This window comes from Streptomyces sp. SID9727 (assembly GCF_010550605.1).
Lineage (GTDB): Bacteria > Actinomycetota > Actinomycetes > Streptomycetales > Streptomycetaceae > Streptomyces.
The window spans coordinates 1-18857 of the sequence record NZ_JAAGNI010000367.1 but is presented as its reverse complement, the minus strand read 5'-3'; the positions used below and the strand labels follow the sequence as shown (position 1 = coordinate 18857).

The following is an 18857-nucleotide window of genomic DNA, read 5'->3' as shown; positions in this document are numbered from 1 at the left end:
GGCCAGCGCGGAGAGGAACGCGGGCCCCTGCGCGTACCGCTCCCAGCTCCCGGGGGAGGGGGGCGCGGGGGCGGGCAGGGGTGCGGGCGACGGCTTGGCCTCGGCCTGCGCGTTGCGCGGGGGGACGGCGAGCTGGAGGACGTCGGCGAGGCTGCCCGCGTACCGGTCGGCGACGGCACGGGCGAGGGCGAGGAGGCCGGGGCCGAGGACCGGCTCGGGCGAGACGACGGAGGCGAGCGCGGCGAGTGCCCCGTTGTAGTCGGACTCGGCCAGCCGCTCGATGAGGAAGCCGTCCACGAGCCCGCCACCCTCGCGCCGGCCGCCGCGCACCTGGCGGCCCCCGGCTCCGAAGCGGACCCGGACGCGCACCCCGGGCTGTGCGTCGGCGTCCAGTTCCTCGGGTACGGCGTAGTCGAAGTACTGGTCGAGGTGGAGCGCGCCCTTGTTGACGAGGACGCGGGCGACGGGCAGTTCCCCGGCGAGGGCGGCACCGCGCCAGGTCCGCGGTTTGGCGCGCGGCACATCGGCCCGGCGGACGGCCTCCCGGATCAGCGCAAGCTGTTCCGGCGCCCCCGCCCCGGGCTCGTCGGACCGCTCGTTCTCGCTGCTCACAGCTCCATCCCTACCAGACGCCTCGGACAACGGCCCCGGCCCGCCGCGTGGCCCCCGGCCGTGAAACGCCGGAGCCCGGACACCGTGACGGCGTCCGGGCTCCGGCGGAAGACCGGCAGTGCGCGGTGCTTACAGACCGGCGGCGGCGCGCAGCGCGTCCACCCGGTCCGTGCGCTCCCACGTGAAGTCGGGCAGCTCGCGGCCGAAGTGGCCGTACGCGGCGGTCTGGGCGTAGATCGGGCGCAGCAGGTCGAGGTCGCGGATGATCGCGGCCGGGCGGAGGTCGAAGACCTCGCCGATGGCGTGCTCGATCTTCTCGGTGTCGACCGCGGCGGTGCCGAAGGTCTCCACGAAGAGGCCCACCGGCTCGGCCTTGCCGATCGCGTACGCGACCTGGACCTCGCAGCGGGCGGCGAGGCCGGCCGCGACGACGTTCTTGGCGACCCAGCGCATGGCGTACGCGGCCGAGCGGTCCACCTTCGACGGGTCCTTGCCGGAGAAGGCGCCGCCGCCGTGGCGGGCCATGCCCCCATAGGTGTCGATGATGATCTTGCGGCCGGTCAGACCGGCGTCGCCCATCGGGCCGCCGATCTCGAAGCGCCCGGTCGGGTTGACCAGGAGGCGGTAGCCCTCGGTGTCGAGCTTGATGCCGTCCTCGATGAGCTGGTTCAGCACGTGCTCGACGACGAACTCGCGGATGTCGGGCGCGAGCAGCGAGTCGAGGTCGATGTCGCTGGCGTGCTGCGAGGAGACGACGACGGTGTCGAGGCGGACGGCCTTGTCGCCGTCGTACTCGATGGTGACCTGGGTCTTGCCGTCAGGGCGCAGGTACGGGATGGTCCCGTTCTTGCGGACCTCGGACAGGCGCCGCGAGAGCCGGTGCGCGAGGTAGATCGGCAGCGGCATGAGCTCGGGGGTCTCGTCGCAGGCGTAGCCGAACATCAGGCCCTGGTCGCCGGCGCCCTGCTTGTCGAGCTCGTCCTCGTCGCCCTCGACGCGCTTCTCGTACGCCGTGTCGACGCCCTGGGCGATGTCCGGGGACTGTGCGCCGATGGACACCGAGACGCCGCAGGAGGCGCCGTCGAAGCCCTTCTTCGAGGAGTCGTAGCCGATCTCCAGGACCTTGTTGCGGACCAGCGTCGGAATGTCGGCGTACGCCTTGGTCGTGACCTCACCCGCGACGTGCACGAGACCGGTGGTGATCAGGGTCTCGACGGCGACGCGGGAGGACGGGTCCTCGCGCAGGAGCGCGTCGAGAATGGTGTCGCTGATCTGGTCGGCGATCTTGTCGGGGTGGCCCTCGGTCACGGACTCCGAGGTGAAGAGACGGCGGGACACATCGCTCCCTGGGGTTGCAGCGGCTGCTGGCTGATCATTGGCCGGACCGTCCGGGAGCTGCGCCCGGCATGGTCCAGGGTGCAGTTTATCGGTCGGCTCCCGCCGTCGGACAACGTGTCTCGCCCTTTGGCCGTCCTGGGACGTGTTCCACCAGGGCCGGAACCCCCCTGAGGCCCGCTGCCGCAAGGCCCCGGGCCGTTTCGCGGGGACGCCGGCCGCCCCGGCGTGTCATCGGAAATTCATCCGAGGCGGGCCGCGACGAGGTCCCACACCGTGTCGGCCAGTGCCTCCTTGGGCCCGTAGGGCACGGGGGTCTCGGTGCCGTCGGCGCCGAGCACCACGGCCTCGTTCTCCTCCGCGCCGAAGGTCTTGCGCTCCCCGACCTCGTTGACCACCAGCAGGTCGCAGCCCTTGCGGCGCAGTTTCTCGCGGCCGTTGGCCAGGACGTCGTCGGTCTCGGCGGCGAATCCGACGACGATCTGCCCGGGCGTGGCGCGCTCGGCGGAAACCTCGGCGAGGATGTCCGGGTTGCGGACGAGCGCGATGGGGGCGGGCTCCTGGCCGTCCTTCTTCTTGATCTTCCCGGGGGCGTACTCGGCGGGCCGGAAGTCGGCGACGGCGGCGGCCATGACCACGACGTCGGCGTCCCGGGCCGCCTTCAGCACGGCCTCGCGCAGCTGCGTCGCGGTGCCGGCGCGGACGACGTCGGCGCCGGACGGGTCGGGCAGCCCGGTGTTGGCCTCGACCAGGGTCACCCGGGCACCGCGCGCGACGGCGGTGCGCGCGAGCGCGTAGCCCTGTTTGCCGGAGGACCGGTTGCCGAGGTAGCGGACCGGGTCGAGGGGTTCCCTCGTACCGCCGGCGCTGATCACCACGTGCCGGCCCGCGAGGTCGGGGGCGGCGGCGCCCCGGGCAAGGACCCGGCGGCAGACCTCGTAGATCTCGCCCGGGTCGGGCAGCCGGCCCTTGCCGGTGTCGACGCCGGTGAGGCGGCCGACGGCGGGCTCGATGACGACGGCACCCCGGCGGCGCAGCGTCGCGACGTTCTCCTGGGTGGCGGGGTGCTCCCACATCTCGGTGTGCATGGCCGGGGCGAAGACGACCGGGCAGCGGGCGGTGAGCAGGGTGTTGGTGAGCAGGTCGTCGGCGAGGCCGTGGGCGGCCTTGGCCAGCATGTCGGCGGTGGCGGGCGCGACGACGACGAGGTCGGCGTGCTGCCCGATCCGCACGTGGGGCACCTCGTGGACGTCGTTCCAGACCTCGGTGGAGACGGGGTGGCCGGAGAGCGCGGACCAGGTCGCGGCGCCGACGAAGTTCAGGGCGGACGCGGTGGGGACGACCCGTACGTCGTGGCCTGACTCGGTCAGCCGGCGCAGCAGCTCGCACGCCTTGTACGCGGCGATGCCGCCGCTGACCCCCAGAACGACCTTCGGCTTGTCCACTGCGTCTCCCCGCACTCGGTTACGCACCCTGCGTACGTACGTCTCCATGCTGCCTCACGGGCCCGGGCGCCGACCGGTCGGCCCGGACAACACCTCGGGCCCGGCGGATGATCCGCCGGGCCCGGGATGAAGACGCGTCGTCGCCGCTTACTGCGCGGGGCCCTCGATGGCCTCGGACGTGAGCAGGCCGGCGTTGATCTCGCGGAGCGCGATCGAGAGCGGCTTCTCGTGCACGTGGGTGTCGACGAGCGGACCGACGTACTCGAGGAGGCCCTCACCGAGCTGCGAGTAGTACGCGTTGATCTGGCGCGCGCGCTTGGCGGCGTAGATCACGAGGCTGTACTTCGAGTCGGTTGCTTCGAGGAGCTCATCAATCGGCGGGTTGATGATGCCCTCGGGCGTGGTGATGGAAGAGGACACGCTCTGCCTTCCGAAGGGGATGAAGATCAAAGAATTCTTTGACAGTCAGGGGCCGTGGTGCCGGGCCCCGCTGCCGGTGGTTCACTCGCCGGCGGCGCGGTGGCCGGAAGCCTCCAGCATCAAGGCTAGCAGCTCACGTGCCACGTCCTCGACGGAGGTGTTGACGAGCGTCGTGTCGAACTCCGCCTCGGCGGCCAGTTCCACCTTGGCGGCTCCGAGCCGGCGTTCGATCACCTCGGGCGCCTCGGTCCCCCGGCCGGTGAGCCGGCGGACCAGCTCCTCCCAGCTCGGCGGGGCGAGGAAGACCAGCTGGGCGTCGGCCATGGACTGGCGGACCAGCCGGGCGCCCTGGAGGTCGATCTCCAGGAGCACCGGCTCCCCCGCCTCCAGCCGCTCCTGCACGGCGCGGCGCGGCGTGCCGTAGCGGTTGCCGGCGAACTCGGCCCACTCCAGCAGCTCGCCGTTGGCGATCAGCTTGTCGAACTCCTCGTCGTCCACGAAGAAGTAGTGGACGCCGTTGCGTTCGCCGGGGCGGGGCTTGCGGGTCGTCGCCGACACCGAGAGCCACACCTCGGGGTGGACCTTGCGCATATGCGCGACGACCGTGCTCTTGCCGACCCCCGAGGGGCCGGAGAGCACGGTCAGCCGCGGACGTACGTCCGGGGGTACGGGGGACGTCCCCCGGGATGTTGCAGCCATGGAGCGATTATCCAGGTTCTCAGGGGTGCCTGAGAACTCAGGCGGCGGTGCCGCCGAACTCGCGCTCCAGGGATGCGATCTGGTTGGAGCCAAGCCCCCGCACACGGCGGCTCTCGGAGATGCCGAGCCGCTCCATGATCTGCTTGGCACGGACCTTGCCCACACCGGGCAGGGACTCCAGCAGGGCGGAGACCTTCATCTTGCCGATGACGTCGTTCTCCTGGCCCGACTTGATGACCTCGTGGAGGGAGGCGCCGGAGTGCTTGAGTCGATTCTTGACCTCGGCCCGCTCCCGGCGAGCCGCGGCGGCCTTTTCGAGCGCGGCTGCGCGCTGTTCAGGGGTAAGGGGCGGAAGAGCCACGCCTACGTCACCTCGGATGTCGATCTGTCGGATACGGACCGGTGAGGCAGCGGGATCGCCCCTCACCTGCTGAGCCGCGAACACCCCGTGCGCGTCGGCTCTCGACGGAGACTAGCGGCCAAGGCCGCCGGAGTCAGCGAGAACAGACGAAAAGTCCTGGTCAGCCTCTGCCGACCAGGACTTTTCAGGCATAACCACCGAGTTTTTTCGTCAGGATTCCGTCAACACACGGTTACGTGGCAGGGTCAGCGGTCCGAGACCGCCGCACGGACCTCGTCCGCGAACCGCTCGGCGGCCCCGCGCAGCCCCGCGATGTCCGGGCCGTGGCGCAGCACGCCCCGGCTGACGGTCGGCACCACGTTGCCCACCGCGTCGCCGAAGACGCCCGGCAGATCGGCCGGGGTCGCCCCCTGCGCGCCGATGCCCGGGGCGAGCAGCGGCCCGTTGATCGCGAGGTCCACGCCCACGTCGCCGAGCGTGGCGCCGACGACCGCCCCGACCGAGCCGAGCGGGGCGGCCCCCGCGTTCTCGGCGGCCATGTGGTCGAGCATCAGCTGGGCCAGCGAACGGCCGTCGGCGGCCGTGGCGCGCTGCACCTCGGCGCCCTCCGGGTTGGAGGTCAGCGCGAGCACGAAGACACCGGCGCCGGAGACCGCCGCCGCGTCGAGCGCGGGACGCAGCGAGCCGAAGCCGAGGTACGGCGAGACCGTGACCGCGTCCGAGAACAGCGGCGAGTCCTTGTCCAGGTAGGTCGCCGCGTAGGCACCCATGGTCGAGCCGATGTCACCGCGCTTGGCGTCCATCAGGACGAGGGCGCCGGCCGCGCGGGCCTCCTCGACGGCCTTCTCCAGGACCGCGACGCCGCGCGAGCCGAAGCGCTCGAAGAACGCGGACTGCGGCTTGAGCACGGCGACCCGGTCGGCCAGCGCCTCGACGACGGTACGGGTGAACCGCTCCAGGCCCGCGATGTCGTCGCTCAGCCCCCAGGCGGTGAGCAGCGAGGCGTGCGGGTCGATGCCGACGCAGAGCGGGCCTCGCGTGTCCATGGCGTGGCGCAGCCGGGCGCCGAAGGGTTCCAGGGTCATTTCACTGCCTTCCGGGATTCCGCGCCGACGGCGTCGGCGAGCGTGGCGTACGGGGAGGCGGCCAGGCGCGCGGCCAGCCCCTTGTGGATCGCGCGGGCGTAGAACGGGCCCTCGTAGATGAAGGCGCTGTAGCCCTGGACGAGGGTGGCGCCGGCCAGGATGCGCTGCCAGGCGTCCTCGGCGTTCTCGACGCCGCCGACGCCCACCAGGGTGATCCGGTCCCCCACGCGCCGGTGGAGGCGGCTCAGGACCTCCAGTGAGCGCTCCTTGAGGGGGGCTCCCGACAGACCGCCGGTCTCCTTCACCAGGGCCGCCGGGGACTTCAGGTCCAGGCCCTCGCGGGCGATGGTGGTGTTGGTGGCGATGATCCCGTCCAGGCCCAGCTCGACGGCCAGGTCGGCGACGGCGTCGACGTCCTCGTCCGCGAGGTCCGGGGCGATCTTGACGAGCAGCGGGACGCGGCGGTGGGTGACGGTGCGGTCGGCCGCCTCGCGCACGGCGGTGAGCAGCGGGCGCAGCGACTCGGTGGCCTGGAGGTTGCGCAGGCCGGGGGTGTTGGGAGAGGAGACGTTGACGACGAGGTAGTCCGCGTGGGCGGCCAGGCGCTCGGTGGACTTCACGTAGTCGGCCGCGGCGTCGGCCTCGGGGACGACCTTGGTCTTGCCGATGTTGACGCCGACGGTGGTGCGGAAGACCGGTGTGCGGGCGGCGAGCCGGGCGGCGACGGCGGCGGAGCCCTCGTTGTTGAAGCCCATGCGGTTGATGAGCGCGCGGTCCGCCACCAGGCGGAACAGCCGCTTCTTCGGGTTTCCGGGCTGCGCCTCGCCGGTCACGGTACCGATCTCGACGTGGTCGAAGCCAAGCATCGCCATGCCGTCGATCGCGACCGCGTTCTTGTCGAAGCCGGCGGCGAGCCCGAAGGGCCCGTGCATCCGCAGGCCCAGCGCCTCGGTGCGCAGCGACGTGTACCGGGGGGCGAGGGCGGCGGCCAGGAAGGTGCGCAGCACGGGGACGCGGGCGGCGAGGCGGATCCAGCGGAAGGCCAGGTAGTGGGCGCGCTCGGGGTCCATGCGCTTGAAGACCAGCTGGAAGAAGAACTTGTACATCACGGTGTCACGGTGTCCTCATGAAGAGGGGGACACCGTTTCCGGTGTCCCCCTTGTGGGCTGCCTGCCTAGTCGCGGGCCGCGGTCAGGTGCTCCGCGTGTTCCTGGAGGGAACGGACGCCGACGTCTCCGTTGTTGAGGGCGTCGATGCCCTGGACCGCCGCGGCGAGCGCCTGGACCGTGGTCAGGCAGGGCACGGAGCGGGCGACGGCCGCGGTGCGGATCTCGTAGCCGTCGAGCCGGCCGCCGGTCCCGTACGGGGTGTTGACGATGAGGTCGACACCGCCCTCGTGGATGAGCTGGACGATGGTCGGCTCGCCGTTCGGGCCCTCGCCCTCGGACTGCTTGCGCACGACCGTGGCGTTGATGCCGTTGCGCTTGAGGACCTCGGCGGTGCCGGAGGTCGCCAGCAGCTCGAAGCCGTGGGCGACCAGCTCGCGGGCCGGGAAGATCATCGAGCGCTTGTCGCGGTTGGCCACCGAGATGAACGCGCGGCCCTTGGTGGGCAGCGGTCCGTAGGCGCCGGCCTGCGACTTGGCGTACGCGGTGCCGAAGACCGAGTCGATGCCCATGACCTCGCCGGTGGAGCGCATCTCCGGGCCGAGGATGGTGTCGACGCCGCGGCCGTGGATGTCGCGGAAGCGCGACCACGGCATGACGGCCTCCTTGACGGAGATCGGCGCGTCCAGCGGCAGCGTGCCGCCGTCGCCGCTCTTCGGCAGCAGCCCCTCCTCGCGCAGCTCGGCCACGGTCGCCCCCAGCGAGATGCGGGCGGCGGCCTTGGCGAGCGGGACCGCGGTCGCCTTCGAGGTGAAGGGCACGGTCCGGGAGGCGCGCGGGTTGGCCTCCAGGACGTAGAGGATGTCGCCGGAGAGCGCGAACTGGATGTTGATCAGGCCGCGGACGCCGACGCCCTTGGCGATGGCCTCCGTGGAGGCGCGCAGCCGCTTGACGTCGTGGCCGCCGAGGGTGATCGGGGGCAGCGCGCAGGCGGAGTCGCCGGAGTGGATGCCGGCCTCCTCGATGTGCTCCATGACGCCGCCGAGGTAGAGCTCGGTGCCGTCGTAGAGGGCGTCGACGTCGATCTCGATGGCGTCGTCGAGGAAGCGGTCGACCAGGACCGGCCGGGTGGGGCTGATCTCGGTGGACTCGGCGATGTACGCGGAGAGCCGGGTCTCGTCGTACACGATCTCCATGCCGCGCCCGCCGAGCACGTACGAGGGCCGTACGAGGACGGGGTAGCCGATCTCGTCGGCGATCTCCTTGGCCCCGGCGAAGGTGGTGGCGGTGCCGTGCTTGGGGGCGGGCAGGCCGGCCTCGGCCAGGACGCGGCCGAAGGCGCCGCGGTCCTCGGCGGCGTGGATCGCCTCCGGGGAGGTGCCGACGACGGGCACGCCGTTGTCCTTGAGCGCCTGCGACAGGCCCAGCGGGGTCTGGCCGCCGAGCTGGACGACGACGCCCGCGATCGGGCCCGCCAGGGACTCCGCGTGCACGATCTCCAGCACGTCTTCCAGCGTCAGCGGCTCGAAGTACAGGCGGTCGGAGGTGTCGTAGTCGGTGGAGACCGTCTCCGGGTTGCAGTTGACCATCACGGTCTCGTAGCCCGCGTCGCTGAGCGCGAAGGAGGCGTGGACGCAGGAGTAGTCGAACTCGATGCCCTGGCCGATGCGGTTGGGGCCGGAGCCCAGGATGATCACCGCGGGCTTGGTGCGGGGCGCGACCTCCGTCTCCTCGTCGTAGGAGGAGTAGAAGTACGGCGTCTTCGCGGCGAACTCGGCGGCGCAGGTGTCCACCGTCTTGTAGACCGGGCGGATGCCGAGCGCGTGGCGGACCTCGCGGACGACGTCCTCGCGCAGGCCGCGGATCCCGGCGATCTGGACGTCCGAGAAGCCGTGCCGCTTGGCCTCGGCCAGCAGCTCGGGACCGAGCTTGTCGGCGGCGGCCAGCTCGTCGGCGATCTCCTTGATCAGGAAGAGCTGGTCCACGAACCAGGGGTCGATCTTCGTGGCGTCGAAGACCTCCTCCTGGGTGGCGCCGGCCCGGATCGCCTGCATGACGGCGTTGATGCGGCCGTCGGTCGGGCGGACCGCCTCGGCCAGCAGCTCGGCCTTGTCGCCGGGGTCGCCGGTGAAGGTGAACTGCGAGCCCTTCTTCTCCAGGGACCGCAGGGCCTTCTGCAGGGCCTCGGTGAAGTTCCGGCCGATCGCCATGGCCTCGCCCACCGACTTCATGGTGGTGGTGAGGGTGGAGTCGGCCGAGGGGAACTTCTCGAAGGCGAAGCGCGGGGCCTTGACGACGACGTAGTCGAGGGTCGGCTCGAAGGAGGCCGGGGTCTTCTCGGTGATGTCGTTGGGGATCTCGTCCAGCGTGTAGCCGACGGCCAGCTTGGCGGCGATCTTGGCGATCGGGAAGCCGGTGGCCTTGGAGGCGAGCGCCGAGGAGCGGGAGACGCGCGGGTTCATCTCGATGACGATGACGCGGCCGTCGGCGGGGTCGATCGCGAACTGGATGTTGCAGCCGCCGGTGTCGACGCCGACCTCGCGGATGATCGCGATGCCGATGTCGCGCAGCCGCTGGTACTCGCGGTCGGTGAGGGTCATCGCCGGGGCGACGGTGATGGAGTCGCCGGTGTGGACGCCCATCGGGTCGAAGTTCTCGATGGAGCAGACGACCACGACGTTGTCGTTGCGGTCGCGCATCAGCTCCAGCTCGTACTCCTTCCAGCCGAGGATGGACTCTTCGAGCAGCACCTCGGTGGTCGGGGAGAGCGTGAGCCCCTGGCCCGCGATGCGGCGCAGCTCCTCCTCGTCGTGGGCGAAACCGGAGCCGGCGCCGCCCATGGTGAAGGAGGGGCGGACGACGACGGGGTAGCCGCCGAGCGTCTCGACGCCGGCGAGGACGTCGTCCATGGAGTGGCAGATGACCGAGCGGGCGGACTCGCCGTAGCCGATCTTCTCCTTGACGGCCTCCACGACGCCCTTGAAGAGGTCGCGGTCCTCGCCCTTGTTGATGGCCTCGACGTTGGCGCCGATGAGCTCGACGCCGTACTTCTCCAGCACACCGTTGTCGTGCATGGAGATCGCGGTGTTCAGCGCGGTCTGGCCGCCCAGGGTGGGCAGCAGCGCGTCGGGGCGCTCCTTGGCGATGATCTTCTCGACGAACTCCGGGGTGATCGGCTCGACGTACGTGGCGTCGGCGATCTCCGGGTCGGTCATGATCGTCGCCGGGTTGGAGTTCACCAGGATGACGCGCAGGCCCTCGGCCTTGAGCACGCGGCACGCCTGGGTGCCGGAGTAGTCGAACTCGGCGGCCTGCCCGATGACGATCGGGCCGGAGCCGATGACCAGGACGGACTGGATATCGGAGCGCTTAGGCACGCTGGCCCTCCATCAGGGAAACGAAGCGGTCGAAGAGGTACGCGGCGTCGTGCGGGCCGGCGGCCGCCTCGGGGTGGTACTGGACGCTGAAGGCCGGCCGGTCGAGCAGCTGGAGCCCCTCGACGACCTGGTCGTTCAGGCAGACGTGGGAGACCTCGGCGCGCCCGTAGGCGGTGTCGGAGACCTTGTCGAGGGGGGCGTCGACGGCGAAGCCGTGGTTGTGCGCGGTGACCTCGACCTTGCCGGTCGAGCGGTCCTGCACGGGCTGGTTGATGCCGCGGTGGCCGTACTTCAGCTTGTACGTGCCGAAGCCGAGCGCGCGGCCCAGGATCTGGTTGCCGAAGCAGATGCCGAAGAGCGGGGTCTTCCGCTCCAGGACGCCCTGCATCAGCGCGACGGGGTGGTCGGCGGTGGAGGGGTCGCCGGGGCCGTTGGAGAAGAAGACGCCGTCCGGGGCGACCGCGTAGACCTCTTCCAGGGTGGCGGTGGCGGGCAGCACGTGGACCTCGATGCCGCGCTCGGCCATCCGGTGCGGGGTCATGCCCTTGATGCCGAGGTCGACCGCGGCGACGGTGAACTTCTTGGTGCCGATCGCGGGGACGACGTACGCCTCCTTGGTGGCGACCTCGGCGGACAGGTCGGCGCCCTTCATCTCGGGGGCCTCCTGGACGCGGGCCAGCATCGCCGCCTCGCCGGTGACCGCGTCGCCGGAGAAGATGCCGACGCGCATGGCGCCGCGCTCGCGCAGGTGGCGGGTGAGGGCGCGGGTGTCGACGCCGCTGATCCCGACGACGCCCTGGTTCGCCAGCTCCTCGTCGAGGGTGCGGCGGGAGCGCCAGTTGGAGGGGGTGCGGGCGGGGTCGCGGACGACGTAGCCGGAGACCCAGATCCGCTTCGACTCGGGGTCCTCGTCGTTGACGCCGGTGTTGCCGACGTGCGGAGCGGTCATCACGACGACCTGGCGGTGGTACGAGGGGTCGGTCAGCGTCTCCTGGTAGCCGGTCATGCCGGTGGAGAAGACCGCCTCGCCGAAGGTCTCCCCCACAGCCCCGTAGGCGCGGCCGCGGAAGGTGCGGCCGTCCTCCAGGACGAGTACGGCGGGAACCTGGGTTCCCCGGGTGGAGGTCGTCATCGTGCGATGCCTTCCGTAGTGCTGGTGAGGTGGTTGACGGCGTCGACCCAGGCGGGGTGTTCGGCCGAGTGGTCGGAGCGGAATCCGGAGTCGATCAGCCGGTCGCCGAGCGCCCAGGTGATGACGAGGAGTCCGCCCTCGGGCAGGACCTTGCCCGCCAGTGCCCTTTCGGTGCGGGCGCCGCGCAGGTCGGCGGCCGGGACGAAGAAGTCCGAGGCGCCGGGCCGTACGACGTCGAGCCCGTCCGCGGTCAGGGTGAGCTCGACGCGGCTGCGGGTGCCGAGGCCGTGCGCGACGATCCGGTCGAGCCACTGCCCGGCGGTGGTCGACGCGTGGTAGCGGCCGCACAGGGTGAGCAGCTTCTCGCCGTCCGCGGAGCCCTCCGGCGCGGTGGCCGGGGCGGGCAGGTCGGACTGGAGGCTTCCGCGCCACTTCCAGCCCTGGCGCATCAGCCAGTAGACGAACACGACGAGGACGACGAGTCCGATCACCCAGCTGATCCGTGCGGACCAGTCGGTCACTTCCGCCGACTTCTGCTCGGCGGCGAGGAGGTACAGGGTCTGTGTTGTCACGCGAGCTTCCCGTCGACGACCGTGGCACGGCCCCGCAGGAAGGTGTGGGTCACTCGGCCCGGCAGCTCGCGCCCCTCGTACGGGGTGTTGCGGCTGCGGGAGGCGAAGCCCGCGGGGTCCACCTCTCCACGGTATGCCGGATCGACCAGCGTGAGGTTGGCAGGCTCACCGGCCGAGACGGGGCGGCCGTGTCCTTCGAGGCGTCCGATGGCCGCGGGGCGCGCCGACATGCGGTCGGCTACGCCGGCCCAGTCGAGCAGCCCGGTCTCGACCATCGTCTGCTGGACGACGGAGAGCGCGGTCTCCAGGCCCACCATGCCCATGGCCGCCGCGGCCCACTCGCAGTCCTTGTCCTCGTGCGGGTGCGGGGCGTGGTCGGTGGCGACGCAGTCGATCGTGCCGTCGGCGAGCGCCTCGCGCAGGGCCAGCACGTCGGCCTCGGTGCGCAGCGGCGGGTTCACCTTGTAGACGGGGTTGTAGCTGCGGACGAGCTCGTCGGTCAGGAGCAGGTGGTGCGGGGTGACCTCGGCGGTGACGTTCCACCCCTTGGACTTGGCCCAGCGCACGATCTCCACGGAGCCCGCGGTCGACAGGTGGCAGATGTGGACCCGGGAGCCGACGTGCGCGGCGAGCAGGACGTCGCGGGCGATGATCGACTCCTCGGCGACGGCGGGCCAGCCGCCGAGGCCCAGCTCGGCCGAGACGACGCCCTCGTTCATCTGGGCGCCCTCGGTGAGGCGGGGCTCCTGGGCGTGCTGGGCGACGACGCCGTCGAACGCCTTCACGTACTCCAGGGCGCGGCGCATGATCACCGCGTCGTCCACGCACTTGCCGTCGTCGGAGAAGACCTTCACGCCGGCGGCGGAGTCGTGCATGGCCCCGAGCTCGGCGAGCTGCTTGCCCTCCAGGCCGACGGTGACGGCGCCGACGGGCTGGACGTCGCAGTAGCCGGACTCCTTGCCGAGGCGCCAGACCTGCTCGACCACACCGGCGGTGTCGGCGACCGGGAAGGTGTTGGCCATGGCGTGGACGGCGGTGAAGCCGCCGGCCGCGGCGGCCTTGGTTCCGGTGAGGACGGTCTCGGAGTCCTCGCGGCCGGGCTCGCGCAGGTGGGTGTGGAGGTCGACCAGGCCGGGCAGCAGCACCTGGCCGGCCGCCTCGATCACGGTGGCGTCGCCGGCGTCGAGGCCGGTGCCGACCTCGGCGATGGTCTCGCCGTCGATGAGAACGTCCTGCGGGTCGCCGCCGAGTACCTTCGCACCGCGGATAAGGATCTTGCTCATGGTTACTTGTTCTCCTCGGTACGGGCGGCGGTGGGGGCGGCTGACTCGTAGCCGCCGAGCAGCAGGTAGAGCACGGCCATGCGGATGGAGACGCCGTTGGCGACCTGCTCCACGACCGTGCAGCGGTCGGAGTCGGCGACCTCCGCGGTGATCTCCATCCCGCGGACCATGGGCCCGGGGTGCATGACGACGGCGTGCTCCGGCATCCGGGCCATCCGCTCGCCGTCCAGGCCGTAGCGGCGCGAGTACTCGCGCTCGGTCGGGAAGTAGGCGGCGTTCATCCGCTCGCGCTGCACACGCAGCATCATCACGGCGTCGGACTGGGGCAGCACCTCGTCCAGGCTGTAGCTGACGTCGCAGGGCCACTGTTCGACGCCGACCGGGACCAGGGTGGGCGGGGCGACGAGGGTGACGTGGGCGCCGAGCGTGTGCAGCAGGTGCACGTTGGACCGGGCGACCCGGCTGTGCAGGATGTCGCCCACGATGGTGATCCGGCGGCCGTCGAGGTCCTTGCCGAGCCCCGCGTCGGCGCCGACGAGCCGGCGGCGCATCGTGAAGGCGTCCAGCAGGGCCTGGGTGGGGTGCTCATGGGTGCCGTCGCCCGCGTTGACGACGGCGCCGTCGATCCAGCCCGAGGTGGCCAGCCGGTACGGGGCTCCGGAGGCGCCGTGCCGGATGACGACCGCGTCGGCGCCCATCGCCTCCAGGGTGAGGGCGGTGTCCTTGAGGGATTCGCCCTTGGAGACGGAGGAGCCCTTCGCGGAGAAGTTGATGACGTCGGCGGACAGCCGCTTGGCCGCCGCCTCGAAGGAGATGCGGGTACGCGTCGAGTCCTCGAAGAAGAGGTTGACGACGGTCCGGCCGCGCAGGGTCGGGAGCTTCTTGATCGGCCGGTCCGCGACCCTGGCCATCTCCTCGGCGGTGTCGAGGATCAGGACGGCGTCGTCGCGGGTGAGGTCGGCGGCCGAGATGAGGTGACGCTTCATCTGGGTGTTCTCCGGGTGGCTGGAGGTTTCAGGCATGCGGGCGCGCGGAAGCCGCCGCACGGCGGGCGGGCCGTACGGGCGTGAGGAGCTAGCGCTCGACCGCGGGGGCGGCCTGCTCGACCCCGAGCAGCACGGCGTCGCGGCCGTCCTCCTCGGCGAGCTGGACCTTGACCGTCTCCCGCAGCGACGTGGGGAGGTTCTTGCCGACGTAGTCGGCGCGGATCGGCAGTTCGCGGTGGCCGCGGTCGACGAGGACCGCGAGCTGCACCGCGCGGGGCCGGCCGATGTCGCCGAGCGCGTCGAGGGCGGCGCGGATCGTGCGGCCGGAGAAGAGGACGTCGTCCACCAGGACGACCAGGCGGCCCTCGATGCCCTCGCCGGGGATCTCGGTGCGGGCCAGGGCGCGCGCGGGGCGCAGCCTCAGGTCGTCGCGGTACATGGTGATGTCGAGCGAGCCGACCGGCATCGTGCGGCCGGTGATCTCTTCGAGCTTGGCGGCGAGCCGGCCGGCGAGGAAGACCCCGCGGGTCGGGATGCCCAGGAGCACCACGTCGTCGGCGCCCTTGGCGCGTTCGACGATCTCGTGGGCGATGCGGGTCAGAGCCCGGGCGATGTCGGGAGCCTCCAGAACGGGGCGTGCCGCGTTGCCGGTGGCGTCGTGCTGTGCGTCCATAAGAAACGGACCTCCTTCTCCGCCTCACGGGACGGACCTTAAAGGACGTCGAAATTGCGTCGTCCACGTTACCAGGGCCCGCGCCGGAGCTCGCCCCCACCCCCGGGGAGAGCCGGTACGGACCATCTCAGCTTGACGCGACCAAGTAACGCTGCGTAACCTCACAGTGAGTTACCAGCCACGCGGCCCAGCCGCGTACGTTCCAGCGTCCGGGGAGCCTTATGTCCAGCGAATACGCAAAACAGCTCGGGGCCAAGCTCCGTGCCATCCGCACCCAGCAGGGCCTCTCCCTCCACGGCGTGGAGGAGAAGTCCCAGGGCCGCTGGAAGGCCGTCGTGGTCGGTTCGTACGAGCGCGGCGACCGTGCCGTGACCGTGCAGCGCCTTGCCGAGCTGGCGGACTTCTACGGCGTCCCGGTCCAGGAGCTCCTGCCGGGCACGACGCCCGGCGGTGCCGCCGAGCCGCCGCCGAAGCTGGTCCTCCAGCTGGAGCGCCTGGCGCACGTCCCGCCGGAGAAGGCCGGCCCCCTCCAGCGTTACGCGGCGACGATCCAGAGCCAGCGCGGCGACTACAACGGCAAGGTGCTGTCGATCCGCCAGGACGACCTGCGCACGCTGGCCGTGATCTACGACCAGTCGCCTTCGGTGCTCACGGAGCAGCTGATCAGCTGGGGCGTGCTCGACGCGGACGCGCGCCGCGCCGTCGCCCACGACGAGGGCTGAGCAGCCCCTCGGAGAAACGTGCCGCCGGGTTCGGCGGGGCTCCTCACGGACGCCCCGCCGGGCCCGGCTTTTCTCGTACGCCCCAGAGGTGCGCACGGACATGCCGAAGGGCCCACGGCTGAAGCCGTGGGCCCTTCGTCGGCGGAACGCCGCCGGGTCACTGCTCCCGGCGGAGATTCGGCTTGAGGTCCTTGAAACGGGCCAGCAGGCCGTTCACGAACGACGGGGAGTCGTCGGTGGAGAACTCCTTGGCGATCTGCACCGCCTCGTCGATGACCACCGCGTCCGGGGTCCCGTCCACCCAGATCAGCTCGTACGCGCCGAGCCGCAGGATGTTCCGGTCGGCGACCGGCATGCGGTCGAGGTCCCAGCCCTCGGAGTAGGTGACGATGAGGTCGTCGATGCGGTCCGCGTACGGCGCGTACCCCTCGACGAGCTCCATCGTGTACTCGGTGACCGGCGGCTGGCGGGTGTCGGACCGCGAGTGCCGGACCCAGTCCGCGAGGACCGTCAGCACGGACTCGCCGCGCTGGTCGGCCTCGAAGAGGATCTGGAAGGCACGCTTGCGTGCCGTGTTACGAGCAGCCACGACTACTTGTTCACCCGGCTGAGGTACTCACCGGAGCGGGTGTCGACCTTGATCTTCTCACCGGTGGTGATGAAGAGCGGAACACCGATCTCGTAGCCGGTCTCCAGCGTGGCCGGCTTGGTGCCGCCGGTGGAGCGGTCGCCCTGGACGCCCGGGTCGGTGTGCTGGATGGTCAGCTCGACGGCGGCCGGCAGCTCGACGTAGAGCACCTCGCCGTCGTGCTGGGCGACGGAGGCGGTGAAGCCCTCGATCAGGAAGTTGGCGGCGTCGCCGACGGCCTTGCGGTCGACCATCAGCTGGTCGTAGGTGTCCATGTCCATGAAGACGAAGTACTCGCCGTCCATGTACGAGAACTGCATGTCGCGCTTGTCGACCGTGGCCGTCTCGACCTTGACGCCGGCGTTGAAGGTCTTGTCGACGACCTTGCCGGAGAGCACGTTCTTGAGCTTGGTGCGCACGAAGGCCGGGCCCTTGCCGGGCTTGACGTGCTGGAACTCGACGACGGACCAGAGCTGGCCTCCGTCGAGCTTGAGCACCATGCCGTTCTTGAGGTCGTTCGTGGAAGCCACGGTTGCGGAATCTCCTGGGCTGAAGCTGGTGGAACGACCGGGAACCGCGCGCTAGAGCGCGAGCAGCTCCTTGGTCGTAATGGTGAGTAGCTCGGGTCCGCCGTCCGCCTCGGGGCGCACGACGAGCGTGTCATCGATCCGGACCCCGCCCCGGCCCGGGAGGTGGACCCCCGGTTCGACGGTGACCGGCACACAAGCGTCCAGTTTACCCATGGCGTCGGGTGCCAGCTGCGGGTCCTCATCGATTTCGAGCCCCACCCCGTGGCCCGTGAAGGGCGCCAGGCCCTCGCCGTGGCCCGCGGAGTCCAGGAGATGGCGGGCGGCCCGGTCCACGTCGCGGTACTCGGCGCCGGGCAGCAGGGCCTCGCGTCCGGCCCGCTGAGCGGCGAAAACCAGCTCGTACAGCTCGATCTGCCAGTCGGCGGGCGCCGTTCCGATGACGAAGGTCCGGCCGATCTCGCAGCGGTAGCCCCGGTAGTTGGCGCCCAGGCAGACCGAGAGGAAATCTCCTTCCTCCACCCGCCGGTCCGAGGGCCGGTGGCGGCCTCGGCCGGAGTGGGGGCCGGTGGCGACGGAGGTCGCGAAGGCGGGGCCGTCGGCACCGTGGTCCACCAGCCGGCGCTCCAGCTCCAGCGCCAGGTGACGTTCGGTGCGGCCGACGAGGATCGATTCGAGGAGTTCGCCCAGCGCCTGGTCGGTGATCTCGGCCGCGATCCGCAGGCAGCCGATCTCCTCCTCGTCCTTGACGATGCGCAACTGCTCGACCGTCGCGCCCAGATCGGCCAGCCGCAGCTTCGGGGCGACCGAGGCCATGGCCCGGTGCCGGGCGACCGTCAGGTCGTGCTCCTCGACGGCCAGCGACTCCGCTCCGGCGCCGGCGGCCACGTCGGCGGCGGCGACCACGGGGTCCCCGCCCGCCACCGGCAGCAGGTCGACCCGCAGGTGCTCGTCGGTGCGCCCGTCGGCCGGGTCAGCGGTCGGCGGACGGGGGCAGAGCAGGACGTCCTCTCCGGGGCCGAGCAGCAGCACAGCACCCGGGGGCGCACCCCCGGCCAGGTAGCGGACGTTGGCGGGGCGGGAGACCAGGGCGGCCGCGGATCCGACTGCGGCGCACCGGTCGCGGAGCAGCCCGCGTCGGACGGCGTACACCTCTGACATGCGTCGAGCGTACGAGCGCGGCGCCGGGACCGCCCGGCGGGCGCATCCGACCGGGGGTCGGGCGGCCGTGGGCGCGGGACGGGCGCCGCCGCCTCACCAGGAAGGAGGGCTGGCCAGGGAGCGGGCGAGTATGTCGTCCAGGACCCGGGCGGTGGTCTCCACGTCGTACGTCGAGTTGTCGATGATCGGGAGCCCGGAGCCGTACCAGCCGGCCATCCGGCCGTGGATGCGGGCCACCTCCTCGTCGGAGAGGCGGCGGTTGCCGCTGCGCTCGGCGTTGCGCTCCAGGACGATCTCCAGACCGGGCAGCAGCACGACCGGCAGCAGCCCGGGGCCGACGTGGCGCTTCCAGCCGCCGAGGCCGACGACCGGCCGGTCGGGGAAGACCGCGTCGTCCAGGATGCAGGAGATCCCGTTGGCCAGGAAGTTGCGGGCGGCGAAACCGCAGGTGCGGCGGGCCAGGCGGTACTGGGCCTCCGACTGGTCGTTCCACCCGGCCTGCGGGTCGGCGAAGCCGGAGCAGACCCACTCCCGGACGTCGTCCAGGCTGACGTGGGCGGTGGGGACCCGGCGGCGGGCCGCCCAGAGCCGGGCCACGGTGGTCTTCCCGGCGCCCGCCGGGCCGATGAGGAGCACGGCGAGCGTCGCGTTGCCCGTGCCCGGCTCGGCGGGCGGCGCGGGCAGCGGTACGGGCCTGCCGGGCGGCAGCTGGACGTGCCCGGTGGTCTCGCGG

At 71.5% G+C, this 18857-nt stretch carries 18 protein-coding genes and 1 pseudogene; 1 reads left to right on the top strand and 18 read right to left on the bottom strand.

The window, feature by feature from the left end; all coding sequences use genetic code 11:
• The 14 genes and pseudogenes from G3I41_RS25890 to pyrR all read right to left on the bottom strand — a co-directional run.
• A pseudogene (locus tag G3I41_RS25890) lies at positions 1–612 on the bottom strand (primosome assembly protein PriA); the annotation flags it as partial.
• 129 nt (positions 613–741) lie between these two features.
• Positions 742–1950 carry a methionine adenosyltransferase gene (gene metK, locus G3I41_RS25885; RefSeq protein ID WP_164402777.1) on the bottom strand — a complete coding sequence of 403 codons (1209 nt, stop codon included), beginning with the start codon at positions 1948–1950 and terminating at the stop codon, positions 742–744.
• A 239-nt stretch (positions 1951–2189) separates the two neighbouring features.
• Entirely contained in the window at positions 2190–3392 is a 1203-nt protein-coding gene (gene coaBC, locus G3I41_RS25880) for a bifunctional phosphopantothenoylcysteine decarboxylase/phosphopantothenate--cysteine ligase CoaBC (RefSeq protein ID WP_164402776.1), read from the bottom strand.
• Positions 3393–3539: 147 nt separating this feature from the next.
• Positions 3540–3812, bottom strand: a complete 273-nt coding sequence (rpoZ, locus tag G3I41_RS25875) for a DNA-directed RNA polymerase subunit omega (RefSeq protein ID WP_003970369.1) — start codon at positions 3810–3812, stop codon at positions 3540–3542.
• A gap of 81 nt (positions 3813–3893) precedes the next feature.
• Complete coding sequence (gmk, locus tag G3I41_RS25870; protein WP_026171628.1) at positions 3894–4511, bottom strand: guanylate kinase; 618 nt, start codon at positions 4509–4511, stop codon at positions 3894–3896.
• A gap of 37 nt (positions 4512–4548) precedes the next feature.
• The gene (locus G3I41_RS25865; RefSeq protein WP_018103912.1) at positions 4549–4872 is read right to left on the bottom strand and encodes an integration host factor; all 324 of its coding nucleotides are present in this window, start codon (positions 4870–4872) and stop codon (positions 4549–4551) included.
• 245 nt (positions 4873–5117) lie between these two features.
• Complete coding sequence (pyrF, locus tag G3I41_RS25860) at positions 5118–5957, bottom strand: orotidine-5'-phosphate decarboxylase (protein ID WP_164402775.1); 840 nt, start codon at positions 5955–5957, stop codon at positions 5118–5120.
• The gene (locus tag G3I41_RS25855) at positions 5954–7063 is read right to left on the bottom strand and encodes a quinone-dependent dihydroorotate dehydrogenase (protein ID WP_164402779.1); all 1110 of its coding nucleotides are present in this window, start codon (positions 7061–7063) and stop codon (positions 5954–5956) included. Before G3I41_RS25855 ends, pyrF begins: the two co-directional genes overlap by 4 nt.
• A 68-nt stretch (positions 7064–7131) precedes the next feature.
• Complete coding sequence (carB, locus tag G3I41_RS25850; RefSeq protein WP_164402774.1) at positions 7132–10440, bottom strand: carbamoyl-phosphate synthase large subunit; 3309 nt, start codon at positions 10438–10440, stop codon at positions 7132–7134.
• Entirely contained in the window at positions 10433–11572 is a 1140-nt protein-coding gene (gene carA / locus G3I41_RS25845) for a glutamine-hydrolyzing carbamoyl-phosphate synthase small subunit (protein WP_164402773.1), read from the bottom strand. The genes carB and carA overlap by 8 nt, the downstream gene beginning before the upstream one ends.
• The gene (locus tag G3I41_RS25840; RefSeq protein ID WP_164402772.1) at positions 11569–12144 is read right to left on the bottom strand and encodes a hypothetical protein; all 576 of its coding nucleotides are present in this window, start codon (positions 12142–12144) and stop codon (positions 11569–11571) included. The genes carA and G3I41_RS25840 overlap by 4 nt, the downstream gene beginning before the upstream one ends.
• Positions 12141–13427 (bottom strand): dihydroorotase, encoded by a 1287-nt coding sequence (locus tag G3I41_RS25835; protein ID WP_164402771.1) that lies wholly within the window; start codon positions 13425–13427, stop codon positions 12141–12143. Before G3I41_RS25835 ends, G3I41_RS25840 begins: the two co-directional genes overlap by 4 nt.
• 2 nt (positions 13428–13429) lie before the next feature.
• Positions 13430–14413, bottom strand: a complete 984-nt coding sequence (locus tag G3I41_RS25830) for an aspartate carbamoyltransferase catalytic subunit (RefSeq protein WP_164402778.1) — start codon at positions 14411–14413, stop codon at positions 13430–13432.
• An 88-nt stretch (positions 14414–14501) separates the two neighbouring features.
• Complete coding sequence (gene pyrR / locus G3I41_RS25825; protein ID WP_164402770.1) at positions 14502–15086, bottom strand: bifunctional pyr operon transcriptional regulator/uracil phosphoribosyltransferase PyrR; 585 nt, start codon at positions 15084–15086, stop codon at positions 14502–14504.
• A gap of 221 nt (positions 15087–15307) precedes the next feature.
• Here pyrR and bldD point away from each other — a divergent pair, with 221 nt between their 5' ends.
• Positions 15308–15808 carry a transcriptional regulator BldD gene (gene bldD / locus G3I41_RS25820; RefSeq protein WP_018103903.1) on the top strand — a complete coding sequence of 167 codons (501 nt, stop codon included), beginning with the start codon at positions 15308–15310 and terminating at the stop codon, positions 15806–15808.
• A 157-nt stretch (positions 15809–15965) separates the two neighbouring features.
• Here the strand turns inward: bldD and nusB are convergent, their stop codons facing one another.
• The 4 genes from nusB to G3I41_RS25800 all read right to left on the bottom strand — a co-directional run.
• The gene (gene nusB / locus G3I41_RS25815; RefSeq protein WP_164402769.1) at positions 15966–16397 is read right to left on the bottom strand and encodes a transcription antitermination factor NusB; all 432 of its coding nucleotides are present in this window, start codon (positions 16395–16397) and stop codon (positions 15966–15968) included.
• Positions 16398–16399: 2 nt separating this feature from the next.
• Positions 16400–16966: an elongation factor P gene (gene efp / locus G3I41_RS25810; protein WP_164402768.1), complete on the bottom strand. Its 567-nt coding sequence runs from the start codon at positions 16964–16966 to the stop codon at positions 16400–16402.
• A gap of 51 nt (positions 16967–17017) precedes the next feature.
• Complete coding sequence (locus G3I41_RS25805) at positions 17018–18124, bottom strand: M24 family metallopeptidase (protein WP_164402767.1); 1107 nt, start codon at positions 18122–18124, stop codon at positions 17018–17020.
• 93 nt (positions 18125–18217) lie between these two features.
• The coding region (locus tag G3I41_RS25800) for an AAA family ATPase (protein WP_164402766.1) at positions 18218–18857 on the bottom strand (640 nt) is incomplete at its 5' end.

Bases quoted from the DNA above. Each gene is read 5' to 3' on its own strand.
- gmk (WP_026171628.1), bottom strand. From the start codon at position 4,511: ATGGCTGCAACATCCCGGGGGACGTCCCCCGTACCCCCGGACGTACGT.
- pyrF (WP_164402775.1), bottom strand. From the start codon at position 5,957: ATGACCCTGGAACCCTTCGGCGCCCGGCTGCGCCACGCCATGGACACG.
- G3I41_RS25855 (WP_164402779.1), bottom strand. From the start codon at position 7,063: ATGTACAAGTTCTTCTTCCAGCTGGTCTTCAAGCGCATGGACCCCGAG.
- carA (WP_164402773.1), bottom strand. From the start codon at position 11,572: ATGACGACCTCCACCCGGGGAACCCAGGTTCCCGCCGTACTCGTCCTG.
- G3I41_RS25835 (WP_164402771.1), bottom strand. From the start codon at position 13,427: ATGAGCAAGATCCTTATCCGCGGTGCGAAGGTACTCGGCGGCGACCCG.
- G3I41_RS25830 (WP_164402778.1), bottom strand. From the start codon at position 14,413: ATGAAGCGTCACCTCATCTCGGCCGCCGACCTCACCCGCGACGACGCC.
- pyrR (WP_164402770.1), bottom strand. From the start codon at position 15,086: ATGGACGCACAGCACGACGCCACCGGCAACGCGGCACGCCCCGTTCTG.
- bldD (WP_018103903.1), top strand. From the start codon at position 15,308: ATGTCCAGCGAATACGCAAAACAGCTCGGGGCCAAGCTCCGTGCCATC.
- G3I41_RS25805 (WP_164402767.1), bottom strand. From the start codon at position 18,124: ATGTCAGAGGTGTACGCCGTCCGACGCGGGCTGCTCCGCGACCGGTGC.